Here is a 22391-nt window from a genome sequence, read left to right as displayed (position 1 = left end):
GCCCGCCGTCGAGGCAACGCGTGTCGCGGGCGATCAGGCCGCCTGCGAGTGCGGATCCTTGTGCTGGCGGTCGTAGTAGCTGGCCGCGCGCAGTTCGTGGGTGTCGAAGTCGTCCACGGTGATGGTGTCCAGGGTCAGCGTACGCAGCTCTTCCAGCAGGCTGCGCTCGTCCTGGGTGATCACGCCCTCGGCCACGGCTTCATCCAGCTGGCTCTTGAAGTCCAGCGCTTCGATGCCCTTGCTCTTCAGCGCCTTCAGGAACTTGCGCTCCACCGGCTCGGCCATGATCGCCTTGCTCAGGTAGCTGTTGATGCGTCCGCCCGGGTTGTTCTCGCACGGGGTCAGGAACACGCCACTGGCCAGACGGTCGCGGGCTTCATTCGGTGCCATCAGCAGGGCGGCAACACGGCGGCTCAGGCGGTCGCCCGGGGCCTCGGCGCGACGGCCCAGCGGGAAGATCAGCGCCCACATCAGCCAGCCGATCGGACGGATCGGGAAGTTGCGCAGTGCGGCCGACAGCGACTCTTCGATCTTGTGCACGCTGTCATGGAAGGCCCAGGCCAGCAGCGGCTGGTCGGCCTGCGGTGCGCCTTCGTCGTGGTAGCGCTTGAGCATGGCGCTGGTCATGTAGACATGGCTCAGCACGTCACCCAGGCGGCCGGACAGCGATTCCTTGAACTTCAGCTTGCCGCCGAGGGTCATCATCGAGATGTCGGCCATCAGCGCCAGGTTGGCCGAGTAGCGGTCCAGCTTGCGGAAGTAGCGGCGGGTATAGGCATCGCCCGGGGCGGCACCGAAGCGCGCGCCGGTCAGGCCGAACCAGAACGAACGCACGGCATTGGAGATGCCGAAGCGGATGTGGCCGAACAGGCTGCGGTCGAAGTCCTGCAGGCCGGCACGGGTATCCGGATCCTGCGCGGCCTTCATTTCCTTCAGCACCCACGGGTGGCAGAGGATCGCACCCTGGCCGAAGATCAGCAGGCTGCGGGTCATGATGTTGGCGCCTTCCACGGTGATCGCGATCGGCGCGGCCTGCCAGCTGCGGCCGGCGAAGTTGCGCGGCCCCAGGATGATGCCCTTGCCGCCGATCACGTCCATCATGTCCGAGATCACTTCGCGGCTCATGCTGGTGCAGTGGTACTTGGCGATCGCCGACGGCACCGACGGAACATCGCCACGGTCAACCGCGGCGGCGGTGGCCTGCGACAGCGCGCTGATCTTGTAGGCCTTGCCGCCGATGCGGGCCAGTGCTTCTTCCACGCCCTCGAAGCGGCCAACCGACAGGCCGAACTGCTTGCGGATGCGCGCATAGGCGCCGGTCACGGCGGCACCGGCCTTGGCACCGCCGCTGGCGGTGGACGGCAGGGTGATCGAGCGGCCTACGGCCAGGCACTCGTTGAGCATGTTCCAGCCCTTGCCGGCCATGGCTGCGCCACCGATCAGCTGGGTCAGCGGAATGAACACGTCCTTGCCGCGGATCGGGCCGTTCTGGAACGTCGAGTTCAGCGGGAAGTGGCGACGGCCGATTTCAACACCGGCGGTGTCGCGCGGCAGCAGGCCGAGGGTGATGCCGATGTCGCGGGTATCGCCGATCAGGCCATCCGGGTCGTACATGCGGAAGGCCAGGCCGATCAGCGAAGCGACCGGAGCCAGGGTGATGTAGCGCTTGTCGAAGGTTAGCTTGACGCCGAGCACCTGCTCGCCGTTCCACTCGCCCTTGCAGACGATGCCGTAGTCCGGAATCGAGGTGGCGTCGGAACCGGCGAACGGGCCGGTCAGGCCGAAGCAGGGCACTTCGCGGCCATCGGCCAGGCGCGGCAGGTACTGGTCCTTCTGTTCCTGGGTACCGTAATGCACCAGCAGTTCACCCGGGCCCAGCGAGTTGGGCACGCCGACGGTGGAGCTGACCACCGAGGACACCGAGGCCAGCTTCTGGATCACCTTGTGGTGGGCCAGCGCGGAGAAGCCCAGGCCGCCATATTCCTTCGGGATGATCATGCCGAAGAACTTGTTCTTCTTGATGAAGGCCCACAGCTCCGGCGGCAGGTCCGCGTGGACGTGGGTGATTTCCCAGTCGTTGACCATCGTGCACAGCTCTTCGACCGGGCCATCAAGGAAGGCCTGTTCTTCGGCGGTCAGCTGCGGCTTGGGATAGTTGAGCAGGATGTTCCAGTCCGGATCACCGGTGAACAGTTCGCCCTCGAAACCGACCGAACCGGTTTCCAGTGCGATGCGCTCGGTCTGCGACAGCGGCGGCAGCACCTTGCGGAACACCTTCATCATCGGGCCGGTCAGCAGCGGCTTGCGGATGAACGGCAGCAGCAGCGGCACGGCGATGACGGCCAGCACGGCGGCCGCGACGATCGTGGCGGTCTGGTTGACGTAGGGAATGAACCAGCAGGCGGCCAGCAGGGCCACGCTGATCAGCGTCCAGGTAACCAGCCGCATGCGGTGGTAGGCGACGAACGCGCCTGCCAGCAGCAGGGCGAGGAAGGGAAGAACGATGCTCATGAGCGTGCTCCGGTGACGTGCTCGTTTGTGGCGGACGAAGCCGCAGCGTCCGCTGCGGGCAACACGTCCAGATAGTCCAACACAGTAGCGGTAAAGGCGTCGTTGTCATCGCCCGCGACCATGTGAGTGGCCTGCGGCAGCTGCACATGGCGCGCATGCGGCGCCAACGCCAGGAATTCGGCCACGGTCTGCGGCGTGACCAGGTCGCTGCGTCCGCCACTGACCAGCAGCAGCGGGCACTTCACCTGGCGCGCGGCCTCGGCCAGTGCGTCCTGGTGCTGCTCGCTGTCGCGGGCCAGCTCGGCCACCAGGCGCGGGTCCCAATGCCAGCGCCAGCGGCCATGGCCGTCCTCGCGCAGCAGTGCACGCAGCGACTGCTCGGATTTGCGCGGACGGTGCGGCATGTACGCCGAAATCACGTCAGCGGCCTGGGTCAGCGAGGCGAAGCCGTCGGGATGGGCGGTCATGAAGGCCAGGATGCGCTCGACGCCTGCCGTGTCCCAGCGCGGGGTGATGTCGACCAGCACCATCGCCGAGAACAGGCCCGGCCAGCGTGATTCGGCCAACAGGCCGAACAGCCCGCCCATCGATGCTGCAACCAGTACCGGCGGGCGCGGCTGCTCGCCGGCCAGCACGATCAGGTCATCGGCGAACTGTTCGCCGTGATAGGGCAGGTCGGCGGCATTCCAGTCCGAATCGCCGTGGCCGCGGGCGTCATAGGCCAGCGTCTGCAGGCCGGCCGCGTTCAGTGCGCGGGCGGTGGCATTCCAGGCGTGGCGGGTCTGGCCGAAGCCATGCGCGAACAGCACCCGGCCGCGTCGGCCATGGTCGCTGGCGGTGGCTGCCAGGCGGGCGCCATGGGCGGCGTCCAGGCGCAGGTCATGGAACGCAGCGGGAGGTGGGGACGTAACCATACTTGCTAGTATGGATTGCTTCGGGGGGAAGTCAATACTGTACGGTATGGTGCACTGCGGAAGGCGCCTGAATGGACCGCCCCGGAGCCCCTGCGACGGTTTCGACCGCAACCGCGTACTGCAACGAACCCCGGCGTATGGTTAAATCAGCCCATGAATCAACCTGACGCTTCCGCCGGCGAACCGCGCGCCGGCCGCAACAGCCGCCTGAGTGCCGAAGACTGGGCCCAGGCGGCCCTCGATCTGATTGCTGAACAAGGTGTCGGCGCCGTCGCGGTGGAGCCGCTGGCACGGCGGCTTGGTGTCACCAAGGGCAGTTTCTACTGGCATTTCCCTTCGCGCGATGCATTGCTGCAGGCGGCGCTGGAGCGCTGGGAACTGTTCGAACAGGAACAGGTGTTCGGCAGCCTGGAAGACGTGCCGGATCCGCGCGTGCGCCTGCGCCAGCTGTTCCAGATGGTGGCGCATGAAGTGCAGCCGCACATCATCTACAGCGAGCTGCTGAAGGCGTTGGACCATCCGATGGTGCGGCCGGTGATCGACCGCGTCTCGCAGCGCCGCCTCGATTATCTGGTCGCCTCGTTCCGCCAGGCCGGGCTCAGCTCGACCGATGCACGCCATCGCGCGCGCCTGGCCTATGCCGCCTACGTCGGCTTCCTGCAGTTGTCGTTGCAGCTGCAGCAGCCCAAGCAGGCGCGCGAGGATTTCGAAGCGTACGTCGAGCATCTGATCGAGACGCTGATTCCGAACGGATGAGCGCCCGGGAATGATGCCGAAGCAAGGCCGCGGCGATGCCGCGGCCTTTTTTTTGCGCGTCGGCCAGCCTCCTTCCATGGCGTACAAAGAACAACGGCCCCTTGCGGGGCCGTTGCTGCATCAGCTGATCAGACTGCCGATCAGAACTTCTGCTTGTACTGCATGTACATGAAGCGACCGATGTCGTAGCCACCGTAGTAGGAGAACTGCGAGTTCGGTGCCGAGTACATCTGCGGGCCGTAGTGGTCGAACACGTTGCGCGCACCGACGGCGATGGTCGCATTCCACGGTGCGTTCCAGGAGACCTGGACGTCGTGGAACATGGTCGAACCACGCTTGTTCATCGCCTGGTCGCGCACCGGATCCGGCGAACCGAAGTCCGGCAGGCTGCACTCGTCGCTGTAGTAGCAACGCTCCTTGACGCTGGAGAAGTAACGGGTGCCCCAGGTCACGCCCCAGTCGCCACGCTCCCAGCCCAGCACCAGGTTCGAACGCAGGCGGAAGTTGCTGCCGAAGCCGTTGAGGATCGACACCGGCACCTGCTGCGCGTTGGTGGTCTTCAACACGTTCTTGGTAACGTAGCTGTTCTGCAGGTTGGCGTTGAAGGTACCCCAGCTGTCGGTCTCGAAGCGGTATGCCACGTCGAAGTCGAAGCCTTCGGTTTCCTGGTAACCGGCGTTACGCGGGGCGTAGGTCAGGTTGGTCACGTTGTGACGGTTCGGATCACGGGTGAACGAGTTGCAGCGCTCGGCGATGCCGAGTACGTAGCAGTCGTTCAACTGGTCATCCGGGCTGTCAACGACGATGGTGTTGGTGATCTTGATGTTCCACCAGTCCAGGCTCATGTTCAGGCCCTGGGCGAAGGTCGGGCTCCACACCAGGCCGACGGTCTTGGACTTCGACTTCTCCGGGGTCAGGTCAGGATTGGAGACGGCATTGAACGGATCCGGCGTCTGCTCATCCGGACCGCTGGCCGGCACATAGCCCTGGCGCAGCTGGCGGAAGGTGCTGGCGGTCGGGCCGATGGCCGCGGCACAACGGGCCGCGACACCCGGCTGATCAGTTGAGCCGAACGAGGTGTCGCACGGATCGGTGAAGTACGCGAAGGTCTGCGAGCTGCCACCGTACAGATTGTCGATGGTCGGCGCACGGAAGCCTTCGGCGTAGGTCGCACGCACCAGCAACTGGTCGATCGGCTTCCACTTCAGGCCGAACTTGTTGTTGGTGGTGTTGCCGAAGGTGTTGTACTTCGAGTAGCGCGTCGCGGCGTTGAAGCTCAGTTCCTTGGCACCCGGCAGGTCGGCCAGGATCGGAACATTCAGCTCCAGATACACTTCGTTGACGTTGTAGCCACCACCGGTCGGGCCGGCGGCCAGGTCGGTCGAGTAGCCGGTCTGCGACAGGGCGTCCGGATTGTACGAGCCCTTGTCTTCGCGGTACTCGTAACCCAGCGCGAAGCCCAGGTCGCCGGCGGGCAGGGTGAACAGGCTGCCGGCGATGTTCGCGTAGTAGGTCTTGGTGGTGACTTCACCGGTGTTCTTGGTGGTCGGGAACAGGAACTGCTGCAGATCCGGGTTGCCGGTCAGGCCACCGTCACCGGTACGGCCGTACGGAATGGCCGGGTTCCACGGCAGGCAGCCGCCGGCGCCCGGGCCGTAGATCGGATTGGAACCGTCGACCAGGCCTGCGGCGGTGCCGCACTCGACGCGGCCGGTGGCCGGGTTGAAGAACGACGGACCGGTGGCGGCATTGACCGCCAGCACGTTGTAGTTGCCGGTCTGGCTCTGCTGGTTCTCCGAGTTCTGGTAGATGTAGCCGGCTTCCCAGTCGAAGTACTTGTCATTGAACTGGAAGCTGCCCTGCAGGGCGCCGGTGAAGCGGAAGGTGGTCAGCTTGTTGGTCGACAGGCGCGGCACTTCCCAGCCACGGCGCATGAAGCCCATGTCCTTGCCGAAGGGGTTGTAGTAGCTGTCGGCGTCCCACTTGGCACCCAGGCGCTCATACGACGCGGACTGCAACGGATAGCCGGCGACCTGGGCCTGCGACTCACGACGGGTGTACAGCAGGTCGGAGACGAAGCGGATGTTGTCGGTCAGGTCGTACTGCACGTTGGCGAACACCGAGCGACGCTTGGTCGGCGTCAGCAGGTGCATCTGCGTATTGGAGTTGCTGGTGTCACCGGTGATGCCGGCGAAGTCCTGGTCGTGGTACTGGTTGACGTCGCGGTAATCGCCACCGCGATTCAGCACCAGCCAGTCATCGGTGTCCGGATCGATGATGGTGCCCCACTGGCTGACCGGGCTCCAGTTCTGGGCCGGGTGGAAGGTGGTGCGCGGATAACGGCTGAACCAGCGGTCCTTGGCCCACACTTCCTTTTCTTCGGCGTACTCGGCGCCGATGGTGATCGAGCCACGGTCACCGGTGAAGCCGGCCACGAAGTCGTAGCTGGTCTTCTGGCCGTCGCCTTCGCCGTACTGGCCGACGTAGGCGTTGGCTTCCAGGCCCTGGAAGTTCTTGCGGGTGATGATGTTGATCACGCCGGCGATCGCGTCGGAGCCGTAGATCGACGAGGCGCCGTCCTTCAGCACGTCGATGCGCTCGACGATGGCCGACGGGATCTGCGACACGTCCTGCAGGCCGCTGACGCTGGCGCCGAGGCGCTTGCCGTCGACCAGCACCAGGGTGCGCTCGGCACCGAGGTTGCGCAGGTCGATGTAGAAGCCACCGACGGCTTCACCGGAGGACAGCGGCTCGGAACGGCTGATGGCCGGGCTGCCGGCGGCAGCGATGTTCTGCAGGACGTCGGCAACCGTCTTGAAGCCGCTCTTCTCGATCGAAGCACGGCTGATGCTCAGGACGGGCTGGGCGGTTTCGGTATCGACCTGACGGATGCGCGAACCGGTGACCTCGATACGGTCGAGGTTGGTGGCTTCCTGGGCGTGGGCCGTCGCGGTGGTGGCACCGGCGACAAGCGCGATCACAACTGCGTCACGCAGCTGGCTGGACTTGAGTTTCATTGGCTCTCTCTCTCCAAGAAATCTTGGCTGGGGTTAATGCCCGGCGGGGGAGCGAAAAAGCGCTCCCAAATCGCGAGGCTGACCCGATAGTAACGGGCGCTCGCCAAGAATTAAAGCTGTGTTAATGAAGTCTGTGATTTTGGTAAAAACATGCTTTTGTCATTCCAATCAACAGGTTGCTGGCATGGTCATGTCGTTATGCCTCGTTTGTTAACGCAGAATGATGAAAAAAGTTTCGATTGATATGTATCTCACTATGTCAACGCGTTCTATTTCATCACCCTGCGGCGATATCGCTTCCATTGGTCGGTGGCAGGCACGCATATGCAAAAGGCGCCTTACGGCGCCTTCGGGAATCGTTGCGGAAGCGGCGTGAGCGGATCAGAGATCCTGTTCGTAGCGCACATACGGCACGGTGCCGTCGTCGTTGCTTTCGTTGCGCGGGGAGAACGGATTCTTGCCGCGGCTGATCACATTCTCGGCACCGACGGTGAGCTGGCCGGACCACGGGGTACGCCAGGTCAGGCCGATGCCCAGGCCTTCCCACTTGCCGGGCTTGCCCGGGACGTCGACCACGCGGCCGATGATGCTGCCGGTGAAGTTGCCGTAACCGGCGCCGATGCTCAGGCTCTTGCTGTCCCAGCGATCGACGATGGCCGGCGAGGCGTCGGCCAGCGGAACCAGGCGCGCCTTGGCATAGGTACCGGCAATGGAGACGAAGCCTTCGCGACCGATGTTCTTCTGCGCGAACACGGTCAGATCGTTCTGCTCGGCGCGCAGCGAGGGCGTCTTGTTCGGGCCAGACAACCAGGCGGGCAGGGTTTCACGGCCGGTGCCGGCGGTGATGCCCAGGCGGCTGTTGCCGCGGTTCAGCGCGGCGGTACCGCTGAAACGACGGCTGTTCAGATCATCCTCGTCGCCCAGGCTGGCCAGCATGCAATGGCTGGCCAGGCCGCTGATGCTGGTACCGCTGCTGCTGTTGCAGAGCAGGCCCAGCGAATCGCCGGAGGACAGGCCAAAGGCCGCGTCCAGCGAATTGCGGCCGAAATGCCAGCGGGCGCCGGCTGCCTGTTCACCGGTCGGCTCCAGGTACAGCAGCGCCTCGACCTTGCCACTCCCCTTGTTCCATACCGGCAGGACGGTGCGGGTGTCCTTGCTCTGCGCATGCACGCCCGTGATCGCGCCAAGGGCGATCAGCAGGGCCAGCGGTAGACGCAGGTAGGTACGCATCGGACCAGTTCAGACAGGGACGGACAACGGAAGTTCCCGTGGGGACGGGAACCTGATCCTAGGGTGTTTATGAATTCTTAACAAGCCTTGATCCTCCCCAGGTACAAGACTGCCGTTTACTGAAGTCGTTCAGGCGCCGGTACAGCCCCCTGGGCGCCGTGGAACAGTATGCCGAACTCCGTCAATGGAAAGTGATACTCACGCCCGCAGAATTCGCAACGCACCTCGACGGCGCCGGTGTCCTCGGCGGCCGCACGGGCCTCCTCTTCCCCCAGCGACTGCAGCATGCCGGCCACCCGCTCGCGCGAGCAGGAGCAGGCGAAGGACAGCGGCTTGTCGCCCAGCATTTCCGGTCGCTCCTCGTGGAACAGGCGGTGCAGCAGCTGCTCGGCCGGGGTGGCCAGCAGTTCGGCCTTGCCCAGGGTCTCGAACAGGGCGCTGGCACGGGCCCAGCCATCCTCGTCGCCTTCGTCGCCCGGCAGCTTCTGCAGCAGCAGGCCAGCGGCACCCTTGCGGTCGGCCGCCAGCAGCAGGCGGGTCGGCAGCTGCTCCGACTGGCGGAAGTAGTCCTCGAAGGCTTCGTCCAGTTCCGGCGCGGTCAGCGCGACCAGGCTCTGGTAGCGCTGCGGCTCGCGCGGGTCGAGGCCAGGGTTCTCGATGGTGATGGCGAGGATGGCATCCTCGCCGAGGCTGGACAGGTCACGCGGCGCGTCGGCGCCCTCGCTGAGCTGGGCGATGCCGCGCAGGGTGCCGGCGGCGGTGCATTCGGCAAACAGGGTGCGCAGGGCAGTGCTGCTGCGCAGCTGCACCGACAGGCGGCCGTCGATCTTGGTGTGGCCGGTGAACAGTGCCGAGGCGACACAGGCCTCGCCGAGCAGCTCGGCAGCGGCGTCCGGGTATGCGGCGTGGGACAGGATTTCCTGCCAGGTGGCCTGCAGGTGCACATGCACGCCGCGGACGCCGGCGTCGGGAAGCAGGAAACGGATCAGGGAATCGGAGTTGGCGGTCATCGGCTCACATCGCGCGTAAACGGGGGCGGTTGCCGGATAATGCGCCGACAACCAGACAGAAGAAGGATGCACCAGTAATGGGGGCAGCGGGAGAGCAGCACAAGGTAGAGGCAGTGGTCGCCACGCCGCGCCGGCGGCGCTGGCGCTGGAAGCGGCTGCTGTGGCTGCCGGTGCTGCTGGCCGCCTTCAGCTGTCTGCAGGTGCTGGTGCTGCGGTTCATCGACCCGCCGGTGTCCATGGTGATGCTGTGGCGCTATGGCGAGGCGCTGGGCGAGGCCGACTGGTCCTATCGGCTGCATTACCAGTGGCGCGACCTCGACCAGATGGCCCCGAGCCTGCCCATCTCGCTGGTGGCGGCCGAGGACCAGCGCTTCCCCGACCACAATGGCTTCGACCTGCAGGCCATCGAAAAGGCCCGCGACCACAATGCCAGGGGCGGGCGCCTGCGCGGCGCCAGCACGATCAGCCAGCAGGTGGCCAAGAACCTGTTCCTGTGGCAGGGCCGCAGCTGGATCCGCAAGGGCCTGGAGGTCTGGTACACGGTGCTGATCGAGGCGCTGTGGCCGAAGGAGCGCATCCTGGAGATGTACGCCAACATCGCCGAGTTCGGTGATGGTGTGTACGGCGCGCAGGCGGCAGCCCGGAAATTCTGGGGCAAGGACGCGGCCCGGCTGAGTCCGGCCGAGAGCGCGCGACTGGCGGCGGTACTGCCGGCACCGAGGCGCTACAACGCGGCAAAACCAGGGCCGTATGTGCAGCGGCGCGCGGCATGGATCCAGCGCCAGGCACGCCAGCTGGGTGGCGCGTCATACCTGTCGGAAGATTGAGGGCAGATGCCCTCGGGGCGGCGGGCCATGCGCCTGCAGGCAACGTACAATCCGGGCATGAACCGCGAACGCCTTACTTTCGTCATCGCCGCCTACAACGAGGCCCTGGCACTGCCGCTGCTGCATCCACGGCTGTGCGCGGTGCTGGACGGCATGCCCGACATCGACGGCCACATCCTCTATGTGGATGACGGCAGTCATGACCGCACATGGGAGGTGATCGCGGGGCTGGCCCAGGCCGATGCGCGCGTGTCGGCGCTGAAACTGTCGCGCAACTTCGGCAAGGAGGCGGCGCTGACCGCAGGCCTGGATCTGGTGCACGAGGGGGCAGCGATGATCCTCGATGCCGACGGCCAGGACCCGCCGGAGCTGGTGCCGCAGTTCGTCGCCCGCTGGCGCGAGGGCCATGACAACGTGTACGGCACGCGCATGGCCCGCGATGGCGAGTCCTGGATCAAGCGCGCCACGGCAGCGATGTTCTATCGGGTGATGGGCCGCCTGTCGCGTACGCCGATTCCGGCCGATACCGGAGATTTCCGCCTGCTGTCGCCGCGCGCGCTGAGCGCCCTGCGCGGGATGCGTGAGCGCCACCGCTTCATGAAAGGGCTTTTCAGCTGGGTAGGCTTCAAACGGATTGCCGTGCCCTATCACCGCCACGCGCGCGTGGCCGGCACCAGCAAGTTCAGCCTGTGGCGGCTGTGGAATTTCGCCCTCGAAGGCATCACCGGCTTCTCGACCGTGCCGCTGCGGACCGCCACCTACCTGGGCCTGGCAACCGCAGCAGTCGCGTTCGTGTTCGGCCTGTGGGTGATCGCGAAGGCGGCGCTGTATGGCGACCGGGTGGCGGGCTGGCCGACGATGATGGCGGTGATCCTGTTCCTTGGCGGGGTGCAGCTGATCGCGCTGGGCCTGATCGGTGAGTACCTGGGGCGGCTGTACGAAGAGTCCAAGCAGCGGCCGTTGTACCTGGTTGACGCGTGGCTAGCATCCGCCGTGGCAGACTCGGCCCTGCAACCCACCCTCGGAGGGCAGGCAGATGACGACGGTACGGCAACTGTTGGACGGCAAGTCTCCTGAAGTACATGCGGTCGCGCCGGATGCGGCGGTGATCGATGCGATCCGGTTGATGGCGGAAAAGGGCATCGGTGCGGTGCTGGTGATGGACGGGCCGCGGCTGGTCGGGATCCTGTCCGAGCGTGATTACGCGCGCAAGATCGTGCTGCGTGATCGTTCGTCGCGCGATACCGCGGTGGCGGAGATCATGACGGCGCAGGTGGTAACCGTGTCGCCGGGCGAGAAGGTGGAGCACTGCCTGCAACTGGTGACTGACTACCGCATCCGCCACCTGCCGGTGGTCGAGGGCGCGCAGGTGCTGGGTGTGATCTCCATCGGCGACCTGGTGAAGTCGGTGATCGATGCGCAGCGGCGGGAGCTGGATCAGCTGCAGCAGTACATCGTGGCAGGGTGAGGTGTTGCTGGCGGGCCTGCGGCCCGCCGGCCCGCTTTTTGAAGCTCAAAGCCAAAGGCAAAGCCAAAGCCAAAGCCAAAGCCAAAGCAGCGCCTATCTGATACGTCGGCAGGCGGAGGGCATGGCCGTGCAGGACACGCCGTAAACCCATCCATGGGGGCTCGATGGCGCCTTGCTCGTGTGCGCTGTCCTGCGCACACGGCAAGACCTGGGTTGGGCGTCCTGCCCAACCCGCCCGAGGCATGCCTCGGGCCCATGGCGCCAACGGTGCTGCACGGCCATACCCTCTCCGCCTCTGGACTCGTCCCGCGAGTGCGGTGGATTGCAGCGTCGGTTGACTGCCTTTGGTAGCTGCCAACCTTGGTTGGCAACAGCTTTTGACTTTGCTTTTTTCTTTTGACTTTGAATTTCCGCTCTCGTTCCGCGCGCGCAGGAAATTGTCACCCGTCCCCCTCAAACCACGATCAATCCAAGCGCCGCGAACACCCGCTCCTACTTCGCATACTGCCCACCGCAGTCGGCGTCCTTGCCCGGCCCCAGTTCGATGGTCGCCAGCAACGCCGCCGGCGGGGCGATGCTGCCCAGTGCCAGGGCCACCGCGCCGCGGATGCCCAGCGCCTTGAAGTCAGGGCGGAATGACGGGTCCTTGAAGGTGCCGGCGATGTGCAACGGCGAGCGCAGTACCAGGATGCTCCTGTCCTTCGGGCGTGGCTTCAACAGCAGGTCCAGGGTCTCATCGCGCAGGCTGACCGTGCCTTCGCCGATGAGGATCGTGTCGGTGGTATCCACCGCCAGCGCCTGGCTGGTCATCAGGCCGTCGCGCACGCCGAAGTCGGCGAAGGCGCAGCGCAGGGGGATCTGCTTGTCGCCGGTCACCAGGAATTTCAGCGACTCGGTGATGTCCAGGCCGGCCAGCTCCATCACCAGGTTGCCGACATGGCCGCGGCCCATCGCCAGGCCGACCTTGCCGTTGCTGCTGCCGAGCATCGCGGCGATCGAATTGCCACGGCCACTCAGGTCCACTTCGCCGCCGATGCCGCCCTTGGCCTGCTCGGCCAGCTTCGCGTCGGGGAACAGCTGGCCCAACTGCACGCCGCGCACGCTGGCCTTCAGCGCGGTGCTGATCTGCGGGTGGCGCGCGTCCATGCGGATCGTGCTGCGGATATCGCCGCCGGCGACGCCGAAGTTCAGCGGGTCCAGCCGCAGCACGCCGTCATCCAGCAACAGGTGTGCATCCATGTCGTCAAGCGGCAGCGAGGGTGCGTTGATGCGATGCGCCTTCCAGCGCACGTCGGCATCCATCGCACGCAGTTTGCCGAGGTTGTAGGGGGTATCGGGCAATACCCGCGCGCTTGCGGTGATGCGCGCAGCTTCTGCTTTCTGTTCTGCGTTCGCGGTTTCACCGCCACCAGTCTTTGGTGGGGCGCCGATAAAGCCGGCCAGATCGTCGAAGTCCAGGCGTTTGGATTCCAGCGTAGCGGTCAGCCGCGGGCGCGCGCCGCCCACTTCGAACTGCAGGTTGCCACCTAGGTCGCTGTCGCCGACCTTGCCGGTGAACTGCTCGTAACGCCAGAGGTTGTGGTCACGCTTGAGCCGACCATTCAACGCGTAGGGCGGGGACGGCGGAATGGCGATGCCGAGCAAGGGGTAGAGGTCGGCCAGGTCCTGGCCGCTGAGCGCGAACTGCAGGTCGAACACGCGCAGCTGGAAGGGGTTGGTCAATGTGCCGCTGGCGACGGCGTGAGTGGCGCCGGCGCGGCCGTCGAGGTGGATGCGGAACGGGTGGTCGCTGTCGGTCAGCTCCAGCGGTGATTCAGTGCCGCCGCGCAGGGTGAATGGATTACCCTGCCAGTGTCCCTTGCCCTGCACCAGCAGCGGTGGCGCGGCGTCGGCCTGCTTCGGCTGCCCGCTGCGCACGTCCACGCGGATATCGGTGCGTCCGAGCGCATCGAGGAACTGCAGGCGACCGTCATCGATGCGCAACCGTTTGAGCTGGAGGCTTGCCCCGCCGGCGCGGTCACCGAGGAAATCCCAGTTGCCCGGTTCGCCCTTGCGCGGGGCGGTTTCCAGCAGCACGTCCGGCCGGGTCAGGCGCACTTCGGGCAGCTGGACGCTGCCGCGCAGCAGGGGCCAGACCCGCAGGTCGATCTCGACGCGGTCGGCGCTGGCCATGTCCGGCTGCTTCGCCCAGCCTGCATTGGCGAAGGTGATCGCATCGGCACGGATCGTACTGGTGCGGCCGAGGTCGACATCCAGGTGGCCGATGTGCAGCGCACGGCCAGTACGGGCCTGCACCGCACGCTCAACCGGGCCCTTGAACCAGTTCCAGTCCCACAGCGCGATCAGTACCAGGATCGCCGCCAGCAGGAAGATCAGCAGCGTCAGCCAGCGCCGGCCTCGTGGGCCGGGGCGGCGGAGGCGCCAGCGGGACGTGCGCTTTGCAGCAGGGGAGGCGGCAGCATTCACGCTGCCATGGTTGCCCCCTCATCGTGGACGGGGCGCGAAGCGTCCATGTGCGTGGCGTGCACACGCCACGCGCGGGCCGGTGCTACAGCACCTGCATGGTGACCGCGACGAAGTGACAGACGCTGCCACCGATCACGAACAGGTGCCAGATGGCATGCGAGTAGGGGATCGATTCACGGTGGTAGAAATAGGTGCCCAGCGTGTACGACAGGCCGCCGGCCAGCAGCCAGCCCAGCGTCCAGCCGTCGATCGAGGCCAGCATCGGCTTGACCGCGACGATCACCAGCCAGCCCATGGCGACGTAGATGGCGGTGGACAGGCGCTTGAAACGGCCGGTGTAGAACAGCTTGAACACCACGCCGGCCAGGGCCAGGGTCCAGATCGCGGCGAACAGGCCCCAGCCCCACGGGCCGCGCAGGCCGATCAGGGTGAATGGGGTGTAGGTGCCGGCGATCAGCACGTAGATCGCGCAGTGGTCGAACACCTTGAGCCGCCCCTTGGCGACCGGGTGCTGGATGGCGTGGTAGAGGGTGGAGGCGGTGTACAGCAGCAGCAGCGCGATGCCGAACACGATGGCACCGGCCAGCTGCCAGCCATCGCTGTAGATGGCGGCCAGGGTGATCAGCACAGCGCCGGCACCCAGGGCGAACACGGCACCGAGGCCGTGGGTCAGGGCGCTGGCGATTTCTTCGCGGATCGAAGCAACGGAAGTCGTGGACATGACGTAGGCATCGTTCGCGGGGAGGGGGACCCGCACCCCCCTATCATCGCCGCGATGGGCGACATGTGCACGCCCGTCACCGTATGGTCGGTGAATCCCTGTGTTGCGTGGATGAACCGCCCGCGACGGCCAGGGTCAGAGCCCTTTCCTGCCGGAAAGGGATCCGACCCCGTGGCATCAGCCCACCGAAACGGTATGTGCCGCTTCGCGGGTGGCCGAGAAGCGCACGTCCGGCGAGCGTTCCTGGGCCAGTTGCAGGTTGACCCGGGTCGGTGCCAGGTAGACCAGGTGGCCGGCCGCATCCAGCGCCAGGTTGAGCGCGTTCTTCTCGCGGAACTCTTCCAGCTTCTTCTCGTTGCTGCAGTGGACCCAACGCGCAGTGGTCACGCTGACCGGCTCGAAGGTGGCTTCCACGCCGTATTCGTCCTTCAGGCGGTAGGCGGCCACGTCGAACTGCAGCACGCCGACCGCACCCAGGATCAGGTCGTTGCTGGTGAGTGGGCGGAAGAACTGGGTCGCGCCTTCCTCGGACAACTGGGCCAGGCCCTTCTGCAACTGCTTGAGCTTGAGCGGATCGCGCAGGCGGGCGCGGCGGAACAGTTCCGGGGCAAAGTTGGGGATGCCGGTGAAGGTCACCGCTTCGCCTTCGGTGAAGGTGTCGCCGATGGAGATGGTGCCGTGGTTGTGGATACCGATCACATCGCCCGGCCACGCCTCGGCGGCGATTTCGCGGTCGCTGGCCATGAAGGTCAGCGCGTTGGCCAGCTTCATGTCCTTGCCGGTGCGCACGTGGAAGGTCTTCATGCCGGCGCTGAAGCGGCCCGAGCAGACCCGCATGAAGGCCACGCGGTCGCGGTGCTGCGGGTCCATGTTGGCCTGGATCTTGAACACGAAGCCGGTCAGCTTGTTTTCCTCCGGGGCGATCTCGCGGCCGGTGGTGGAGCGTGCCTGCGGCGACGGAGCATGCTCGACGAAGAAGTCCAGCAGCGGCTGCACGCCGAAGTTGTTCACGCCGGAACCGAAGAACACCGGGGTCTGCTTGCCGGCGCGGTAGGCATCCAGGTCGAACGGATGGCTGGCGCCCTGCACCAGTTCCAGCTCGTCGCGCAGGTCGGCCAGCATCTGTGCACCGATCTTCTCGGCCAGGCCGGGGGCATCGATGGACGGGAAGATGGTCGAGTCCTGGCGGGTGAAGTTGCGGCCCGGTTCGTACAGGTGCACTTCGCCGGTCAGCAGGTGGACCACGCCCTTCAGGCGCTGGCCCATGCCGATCGGCCAGGTCACCGGCGCGCACTGGACGCCGAGCACGGTTTCCACTTCATCCAGCAGCTCGATCGGGTCCTTGCCCTCGCGGTCGAGCTTGTTGATGAAGGTCATGATCGGGGTGTCGCGCAGGCGGCAGACTTCCATCAGCTTGATGGTGCGCTCTTCCACGCCCTTGGCCACGTCGATCACCATCAGCGCCGAGTCCACCGCAGTCAGCACGCGGTAGGTGTCCTCGCCGAAGTCGGCGTGGCCAGGGGTGTCGAGCAGGTTGACGATCTTGCCTTCGTACGGGAACTGCATCACCGAGGAGGTGACGGAGATGCCGCGTTCCTTTTCCAGCGCCATCCAGTCGGACGTGGCGTGGCGGGCGGCCTTGCGGCCCTTGACCGAACCGGCCATCTGGATCGCGCCTCCGAACAGCAGCAGCTTTTCGGTCAGCGTGGTCTTGCCGGCGTCAGGGTGGGAAATGATGGCGAAGGTGCGGCGACGCGACGCTTCGTTGGCGACTTCGGACATGGCAGTGGCGCCCGCCCGGGGCGCTTTTCAAAGAGATAAGCGCCCGATTATACCGGCCGGGGCCGGTCAGCGCCCGGTACCGCCGTTGGGGTCGCCCTGGCGGGCGAACTGCAGCTGCCCCTGCTCGGCGAAGATGCGCACCGGCACCGAACGCAGGCCCATGCCGCGGTTGACCTGCACCACGAAGTGCAGGTGCGGGGCACTGCTGTAGCCGCTGTTGCCGGACAGGCCAATCGGCTGTCCGGCCCCTATCGCCTGGCCGCGGCGCACGCGCATGCCGCCGGCCTGCAGGTGGCCGTACAGGGCCATGCTGCCGTCGCTGTGCAGCACGCGGATGAAGTTGGCGCGGGCACCATCGCGCTCGCGGTCCTGGCCGTTGCCACGGAAGCCATCCTGGATCTGCATCACCGTGCCCTCGCGCGCGGCCAGCACCAGGGTGCCCTCCGGCAGCGCGAAGTCGACCGCGTCGCGGTTCTCCTCGTCGTCATGGCTGAAGCGTCCCTGCGGCGCCTGGTCCACGCGCAGGCGGGCCGCGTCGAACGGCAGGCGGTAGGCGACATCTTCGGCCTGTGCGGCCGGGTTGCCCGGCACCGACTGCAGGCGCAGATCGAGCATGCGGCCATCGTTCGGGGCGGGCAGGTGGCCGACCACCAGGCTGCTGTCGCCTTGGATCAGCGACTCGACCGGCAGGCCTTCGACCGGGTGTCCGGGGGCGGCGCGCAGCTGGATCTGCAGCGGCCCTGCCAGCCCGTTATCGATCCGGGCCTGCCATTGCCCGCCGACCGCTTGCAGGCGCAGCCGGGCCATGGGGGGGGGCCCCTCGGCGCTGCCTGCACGGGTTGCCGGGGCAGGCGAGGAAACCAGTCCCCAGCCCTGGCGCCAGTCGCCGGCGTGTGCGGTCGCGCTCGCCAGCAGAGTCAACAGCAGGCAGGACAGGGGCAGGCGCGGCATCAGCGTTTCCAGCGAAAAGGACCGCCGGGACTGTAGCTGATCCTGAACGGGACGACCGGGACGGCCTTCGCATAGCGGCTCCAAAAATATTCATCGCTTTATCCGCATGAAGGGATTGACAGTGCGGAAAAGGGCTGGCATCGTGGCCCCACCATCGAGACCGGCAGAGGGACAGGCCCTTTGAAGCCGGGGCAGCCCGCAGGCGCGCAAGCGTCTGCGTAGGTGCCAAATCCTGCGGGGACCGTGGCGTCCACCGAAAGATGGTTCGAACCATGCACCACACGTGCATCTCGAACGCGGGCCCCGCGAAGGCTCGATGGCCGATTCCCCAACCGGATCCCGCCATGAGTTTCGCCGCCAGTACCGCGCATCGCCCCGAACCCTTTGTCCCCGTCAGCGTGTCGGTCGAAGACTGCGTGCATGCCGAGCGCGGTGAGTTCGCCGCGGTGCTGTCGATGCGCCACGCCGGCCTCAGCCCGGTGCGCCTGCGCTATGAGTGGGTCGGCCCGGCCAGTGCACCGGTGGTGGTGCTGGCCGGTGGCATTTCCGCCCACCGCCATGTGGCGTCCAACGCACAGTTCAGCGAGAAGGGCTGGGCCGAAGACCTGGTGGGCAGCGGGCGCGCGCTGGATCCGCAGCAGTTGCGGGTGCTGGCCTTCGATTTCATCGGTGCCGACGGTGCACTGGATGTGCCGATCGATACCGCCGACCAGGCCGATGCATTGGCGCTGCTGCTGGACCACCTCGGCATCCGCGCGCTGAAGGCATTCGTGGGCTACTCCTATGGCGCGCTGGTCGGCCAGCAGTTTGCGATCCGCCACCGTGCCCGCGTGCGCCAGCTGGTGCTGGCCAGCGGTGCACATCGCCCGCATCCGTATGCCGCCGCCTGGCGCGCACTGCAACGCCGTGCGGTTGCGCTGGGCCAGCTGCAGTGCGGTGAAGACCACGGGCTGGCGTTGGCCCGGCAGTTCGCCATGCTCAGCTACCGCACGCCGGAAGAGTTCGGCGAGCGCTTCGATGCTGCGCCGGAGGTCATCAATGGCCGCGTGCGCGTGGCTGCCGAAGACTATCTCGACGCGGCCGGTGCGCAGTACGTCGCGCGCACGCCGGTGACCGCCTACCTGCGCCTGTCCGAATCGATCGACCTGCACCGCGTCGATCCCACCGCGATCCTGCCGCCGACCGTGGTGGTGGCGGTGGAGGGCGACCGCCTGGTGCCGCTGGCCGACCTGGTCGGCCTGGTCGAAGGGCTGGGCCCGCGCGGCAGCCTGCGCGTGCTGCGCTCGCCCTATGGCCACGACGCCTTCCTCAAAGAAACCGATCGCATCGACGCGATCCTCGCCACCGCCTTCCGCACTTCTGGAGAGTCCGCATGAGCCTGCACGCCAACGAGCCGTCCTGTAGTCGCACCACTGCCGCCGTCCGTGCCGGCATCGATCGGGACACCGCACATGGCGCGGTCACGCCGCCGATCGTGCTGTCGTCGAACTTCAGTTTTGAAGGCTTCGGCAACAAGCGCCAGTACGACTACACGCGCAGCGGCAACCCCACCCGCGACCTGCTGGGCGAAGCGCTGGCCGAACTGGAAGGCGGCGCCGGTGGCGTCATCACCGCGACCGGGATGGGTGCGATCAACCTGGTGCTGAACGCGTTGCTGCAGCCGGGCGATACCCTGGTGGTGCCGCACGATGCCTACGGCGGCAGCTGGCGCCTGTTCAACGCGCTGGCGAAGAAGGGCCACTTCGAACTGGTCACCGCCGACCTGACCGATCCGCGCGCACTGGCGCAGGCGCTGGCCACGCAACCGAAGCTGGTGCTGGTGGAAACCCCGTCCAATCCGCTGCTGCGCGTCACCGACCTGCGCTTCGTGATCGATGCCGCGCACAAGGCCGGTGCACTCGTGGTGGTCGACAACACCTTCCTGTCGCCGGCGCTGCAGCAGCCGCTGTCGTTTGGCGCGGACCTGGTGCTGCATTCCACCACCAAGTACATCAATGGCCACAGCGATGTGGTGGGCGGCGCGGTGGTCGCGCGCGATCCGGCGCTGCACGAGCAGCTGGTGTGGTGGGGCAATGCGCTGGGCCTGACCGGTTCGCCGTTCGATGCCTTCCTGACCCTGCGCGGCCTGCGCACGCTGGATGCGCGCCTGCGCGTGCACCAGGAAAACACTGCGTCGATCGTTGCCCTGCTGGACCAGCATCCGGCGGTCGGCGCGGTGTACTACCCGGGCCTGGCCGATCACCCGGGCCACGCCATCGCCGCGCGCCAGCAGCATGGCTTCGGCGCGATGCTGTCGTTCGAACTGGCGCACTGCGCCGGTGATGATCCGCATGCGGCGGTGCGTGCGTTTGTCGATGGCCTGCGCTGTTTCACCCTGGCCGAATCGCTGGGCGGCGTCGAAAGCCTGATCGCGCATCCGGCCACCATGACCCATGCAGCGATGACCGCCGAAGCACGCGCGGCGGCCGGCATCAGCGAAGGCCTGCTGCGCCTGTCGGTCGGCATCGAGGCCGAGCGTGACCTGCTGGCCGATCTGAGCGCTGCGCTGCAGCGTGCCGAAGTCGTGATCGATGCAGCGGCGCGTCGCAAACAGGTGGTGGATGCATGAGCGCGCTCGCCGCTGACATTCCCGTGCTGGGCGCGGGGCGCCTGGCACTGCTCGGTACAGGTACGGTGGGTACGGCCTTCGTACAGCGCTACCAGGCGCTGCAGGCACGCGGGTTGGAGCTGCCCAGCGTGCAGTGGCTGGCCAACTCGCGCACGGCGCTGGAGATCGATCGCGACCTGGCGCTGCCCTTGGAACTGGCACGCCGGGCACCACGCGATGGCCACAGTTCGCCACCGTGGGCGAGTGCCGAGGGGCTGGAGCGTGGCGACGTGGTGGTTGATGCCACGGCCAGTGAAGACGTGGCCGCCCGCCACGTGCAATGGCTGGCGCGCGGCGTGCACGTGGTGACCGCCAACAAGCTGGGCCGAGGCGCGCAGCTCGCCCGCGCGCAGGCCATTGCCGAAAGCTGTGCCGACAGTGGCGCACGTTATGGCGACAGCGCCACGGTGGGCGCCGGCCTGCCGCTGTTGAGCAGCCTGCGCGCGCTGGTGGCCGGTGGCGATCACATCCATGCCATCGAGGGCGTGCTGTCCGGTTCGCTGGCGTGGCTGTTCCATCGCTATGACGGCCAGTCGCCGTTCTCGGCGGCGGTGCGCGAGGCGCTGGCGGCCGGTTACACCGAACCCGATCCGCGCCTGGATCTGTCCGGCGAGGATGTGCGCCGCAAGCTGTTGATCCTGGCGCGCAGCAGCGGGCTGGCACTGGATGCGTCGCAGGTGCAGGTGGATTCGCTGGTGCCTGATGCGCTGGCGGCGTTGCCGCTGGAAGATGCCGTGGCTGCCTTGGAGCAGCTGGATGCGCCGCTGCAGGCGCGTTGGCAGCAGGCACGTGACAACGGTCGCGTGCTGCGTTTCGTTGGCCGTGTTGACGATGAAGGTGCGCAGGTAGGCCTGCGCGAGCTGCCGGCCGATCATCCCCTGGCGCAGGGCGCGGGCACCGACAACCGCGTGGCCATCCACAGCGATCGCTACCGCCGCCAGCCGTTGTTGATCCAGGGACCGGGCGCCGGCGCGGAAGTCACTGCGGCCGCGTTGCTGGATGACGTGCTGCGGATCAAGGGTTGATCGCATCGCTTGTGTAGAGCCGAGCATGGGCTCGGCTCTACAAGGGAGCCGTCGGTCAGCGGGACTTCAAGGCCTTCAACAATGCGGCGTTGAACTGCTTCGGGTCCTGCACCTGCGGCGAATGGCCCAGTTCGGCGAACTCGACCAGCGTCGCGCCGGGAATCGCTGCGGCCGCCGCCTTGCCGAGTACCGGATAGTTGCCCAGCGCCGCCTTCACCGCAGGCGGTGCCTGGTCGCGGCCGATCGCGGTGCGGTCTTTCTGGCCGATGAACAGCGTGGTCGGCACCTGCAGGTTCTTCAGTTCGTACACCACCGGTTGGTTGAACACCATGTCCGAGGCCAGCGCCTGGCTCCATGCAACGGCCTGCCTGCCTGGGCCTTCGTACATGCCCGACTGCATCCGCGCCCACGGCTCATACGCCGGCTTCCATTTGCCGTCGTAGTACACCTCCAGCTGGTAGCGGCGGATGCTGTCATAGCTGATGTTCATTTCGCCGGCGTACCACGCGTCCACGCTGCGCCAGGGGACGCCCAGCGCCTTCCAGTCTTCCAGGCCGATCGGATTGACCAGCGACAGGCTGCGCAGGTCCTGCGGGAACATCAGCGCGTAGCGCACCGCCAGCATGCCGCCCATCGAGTGCCCGACCAGGTGCACCGGTACATTCCCCAGCTGCAGTTGCTGCAACAGCGCATGGGTATTGGCCGCCAGCTGCGCGAACGTGTACTGATAGCGCTCCGGCTTGCTGGACTTGCAGAAACCCACCTGGTCCGGGGCGATCACCCGGTAGCCAGCGGCAACCAGCGGCTTGATGGATTCTTTCCAGGTGGCGGCACAGAAGTTCTTGCCGTGCAGCAGCACCACCACGCCGATGGGCGCCTTCTTAGGCGCGATGTCCAGGTACGCCATCTCCAGCGGCTGCCGCTGCGACTCCAGCGCGAAGGTCTTCACCGGATAGCCGTAATCGAAACCCTCCAGCCGCGGCCCGTAAGTGGGCGCGGCCAGGGCAGGCAGCGGAAGGCAGGCAATCAGGGCGGCAGCGATCACGCGCATGGGGCAATCCGGGGC

17 protein-coding genes and 1 riboswitch are annotated in these 22391 nt (G+C 66.6%); of the genes, 7 read left to right on the top strand and 10 right to left on the bottom strand.

From position 1 onward, the window contains the following. Positions 1–33: 33 nt before the first annotated feature. Both CCR98_RS15930 and CCR98_RS15925 read right to left on the bottom strand, forming a co-directional pair. Positions 34–2511, bottom strand: coding sequence for an acyl-CoA dehydrogenase (locus CCR98_RS15930; protein WP_087923368.1), 2478 nt, complete (start codon positions 2509–2511; stop codon positions 34–36). Then, entirely contained in the window at positions 2508–3425 is a 918-nt protein-coding gene (locus tag CCR98_RS15925) for an alpha/beta hydrolase (protein WP_014038164.1), read from the bottom strand. Before CCR98_RS15925 ends, CCR98_RS15930 begins: the two co-directional genes overlap by 4 nt. Before the next feature lie 153 nt (positions 3426–3578). Between CCR98_RS15925 and CCR98_RS15920 the strand changes: the two genes are divergently transcribed. Next, on the top strand, positions 3579–4181 hold the full coding sequence (locus CCR98_RS15920) for a TetR/AcrR family transcriptional regulator (protein WP_005418411.1): 603 nt from the start codon (positions 3579–3581) through the stop codon (positions 4179–4181). Between the two features lie 140 nt (positions 4182–4321). Here CCR98_RS15920 and CCR98_RS15915 read toward each other — a convergent pair whose 3' ends face one another. From CCR98_RS15915 to CCR98_RS15905, 3 genes are all read right to left on the bottom strand, one after another. After that, a complete protein-coding gene (locus CCR98_RS15915; protein ID WP_087923367.1) occupies positions 4322–7198 on the bottom strand; it encodes a TonB-dependent receptor in 2877 nt (958 codons plus the stop codon). A 381-nt stretch (positions 7199–7579) separates the two neighbouring features. After that, positions 7580–8428 (bottom strand): hypothetical protein, encoded by an 849-nt coding sequence (locus CCR98_RS15910; RefSeq protein WP_014038162.1) that lies wholly within the window; start codon positions 8426–8428, stop codon positions 7580–7582. Between the two features lie 116 nt (positions 8429–8544). After that, complete coding sequence (locus CCR98_RS15905) at positions 8545–9438, bottom strand: Hsp33 family molecular chaperone HslO (RefSeq protein WP_087923366.1); 894 nt, start codon at positions 9436–9438, stop codon at positions 8545–8547. Between the two features lie 77 nt (positions 9439–9515). Here CCR98_RS15905 and mtgA point away from each other — a divergent pair, with 77 nt between their 5' ends. From mtgA to CCR98_RS15890, 3 genes are read left to right on the top strand one after another with little or no spacing between them, the layout of a single operon-like run. Next, entirely contained in the window at positions 9516–10265 is a 750-nt protein-coding gene (mtgA, locus tag CCR98_RS15900) for a monofunctional biosynthetic peptidoglycan transglycosylase (protein WP_087923365.1), read from the top strand. Between the two features lie 57 nt (positions 10266–10322). Beyond that, on the top strand, positions 10323–11342 hold the full coding sequence (locus CCR98_RS15895; protein ID WP_087924214.1) for a glycosyltransferase family 2 protein: 1020 nt from the start codon (positions 10323–10325) through the stop codon (positions 11340–11342). Further along, entirely contained in the window at positions 11302–11733 is a 432-nt protein-coding gene (locus CCR98_RS15890; protein ID WP_014038158.1) for a CBS domain-containing protein, read from the top strand. Before CCR98_RS15895 ends, CCR98_RS15890 begins: the two co-directional genes overlap by 41 nt. A 492-nt stretch (positions 11734–12225) precedes the next feature. Here the strand turns inward: CCR98_RS15890 and CCR98_RS15885 are convergent, their stop codons facing one another. The 4 genes from CCR98_RS15885 to CCR98_RS15870 all read right to left on the bottom strand — a co-directional run bounded on the left by CCR98_RS15885 (position 12226) and on the right by CCR98_RS15870 (position 17653). Next, positions 12226–14199 carry an AsmA family protein gene (locus CCR98_RS15885; protein WP_087923364.1) on the bottom strand — a complete coding sequence of 658 codons (1974 nt, stop codon included), beginning with the start codon at positions 14197–14199 and terminating at the stop codon, positions 12226–12228. 82 nt (positions 14200–14281) lie between these two features. Continuing rightward, entirely contained in the window at positions 14282–14920 is a 639-nt protein-coding gene (locus tag CCR98_RS15880; RefSeq protein WP_014038156.1) for a hemolysin III family protein, read from the bottom strand. Between the two features lie 177 nt (positions 14921–15097). Continuing rightward, the gene (locus CCR98_RS15875) at positions 15098–16702 is read right to left on the bottom strand and encodes a peptide chain release factor 3 (protein WP_087923363.1); all 1605 of its coding nucleotides are present in this window, start codon (positions 16700–16702) and stop codon (positions 15098–15100) included. 66 nt (positions 16703–16768) lie between these two features. Next, on the bottom strand, positions 16769–17653 hold the full coding sequence (locus tag CCR98_RS15870) for a M23 family metallopeptidase (RefSeq protein WP_087923361.1): 885 nt from the start codon (positions 17651–17653) through the stop codon (positions 16769–16771). 148 nt (positions 17654–17801) lie between these two features. Continuing rightward, positions 17802–17920: riboswitch (SAM riboswitch) on the top strand. Positions 17921–17997: 77 nt separating this feature from the next. On the opposite strand from CCR98_RS15870, the gene CCR98_RS15865 reads away from it, so the two are divergent. Genes CCR98_RS15865 through CCR98_RS15855 form a run of 3 tightly spaced genes read left to right on the top strand, consistent with a single transcriptional unit; the run spans position 17998 to position 21325 of the window. After that, entirely contained in the window at positions 17998–19029 is a 1032-nt protein-coding gene (locus tag CCR98_RS15865) for a homoserine O-succinyltransferase (RefSeq protein WP_087923360.1), read from the top strand. Then, positions 19026–20261 (top strand): O-succinylhomoserine (thiol)-lyase, encoded by a 1236-nt coding sequence (locus CCR98_RS15860; protein ID WP_087923359.1) that lies wholly within the window; start codon positions 19026–19028, stop codon positions 20259–20261. The genes CCR98_RS15865 and CCR98_RS15860 overlap by 4 nt, the downstream gene beginning before the upstream one ends. After that, complete coding sequence (locus CCR98_RS15855) at positions 20258–21325, top strand: homoserine dehydrogenase (RefSeq protein WP_087923357.1); 1068 nt, start codon at positions 20258–20260, stop codon at positions 21323–21325. The genes CCR98_RS15860 and CCR98_RS15855 overlap by 4 nt, the downstream gene beginning before the upstream one ends. A 55-nt stretch (positions 21326–21380) precedes the next feature. On the opposite strand, the gene CCR98_RS15850 is transcribed toward CCR98_RS15855, so the two are convergent. Next, positions 21381–22376 carry an alpha/beta hydrolase gene (locus CCR98_RS15850; protein ID WP_087923356.1) on the bottom strand — a complete coding sequence of 332 codons (996 nt, stop codon included), beginning with the start codon at positions 22374–22376 and terminating at the stop codon, positions 21381–21383. Positions 22377–22391: the final 15 nt, after the last annotated feature.

It is taken from the genome of Stenotrophomonas sp. WZN-1 (assembly GCF_002192255.1).
Taxonomy (GTDB): domain Bacteria; phylum Pseudomonadota; class Gammaproteobacteria; order Xanthomonadales; family Xanthomonadaceae; genus Stenotrophomonas.
The sequence above is the reverse complement of the archived record's forward strand: the minus strand, read 5'-3'. Positions and strand labels throughout refer to the sequence as shown.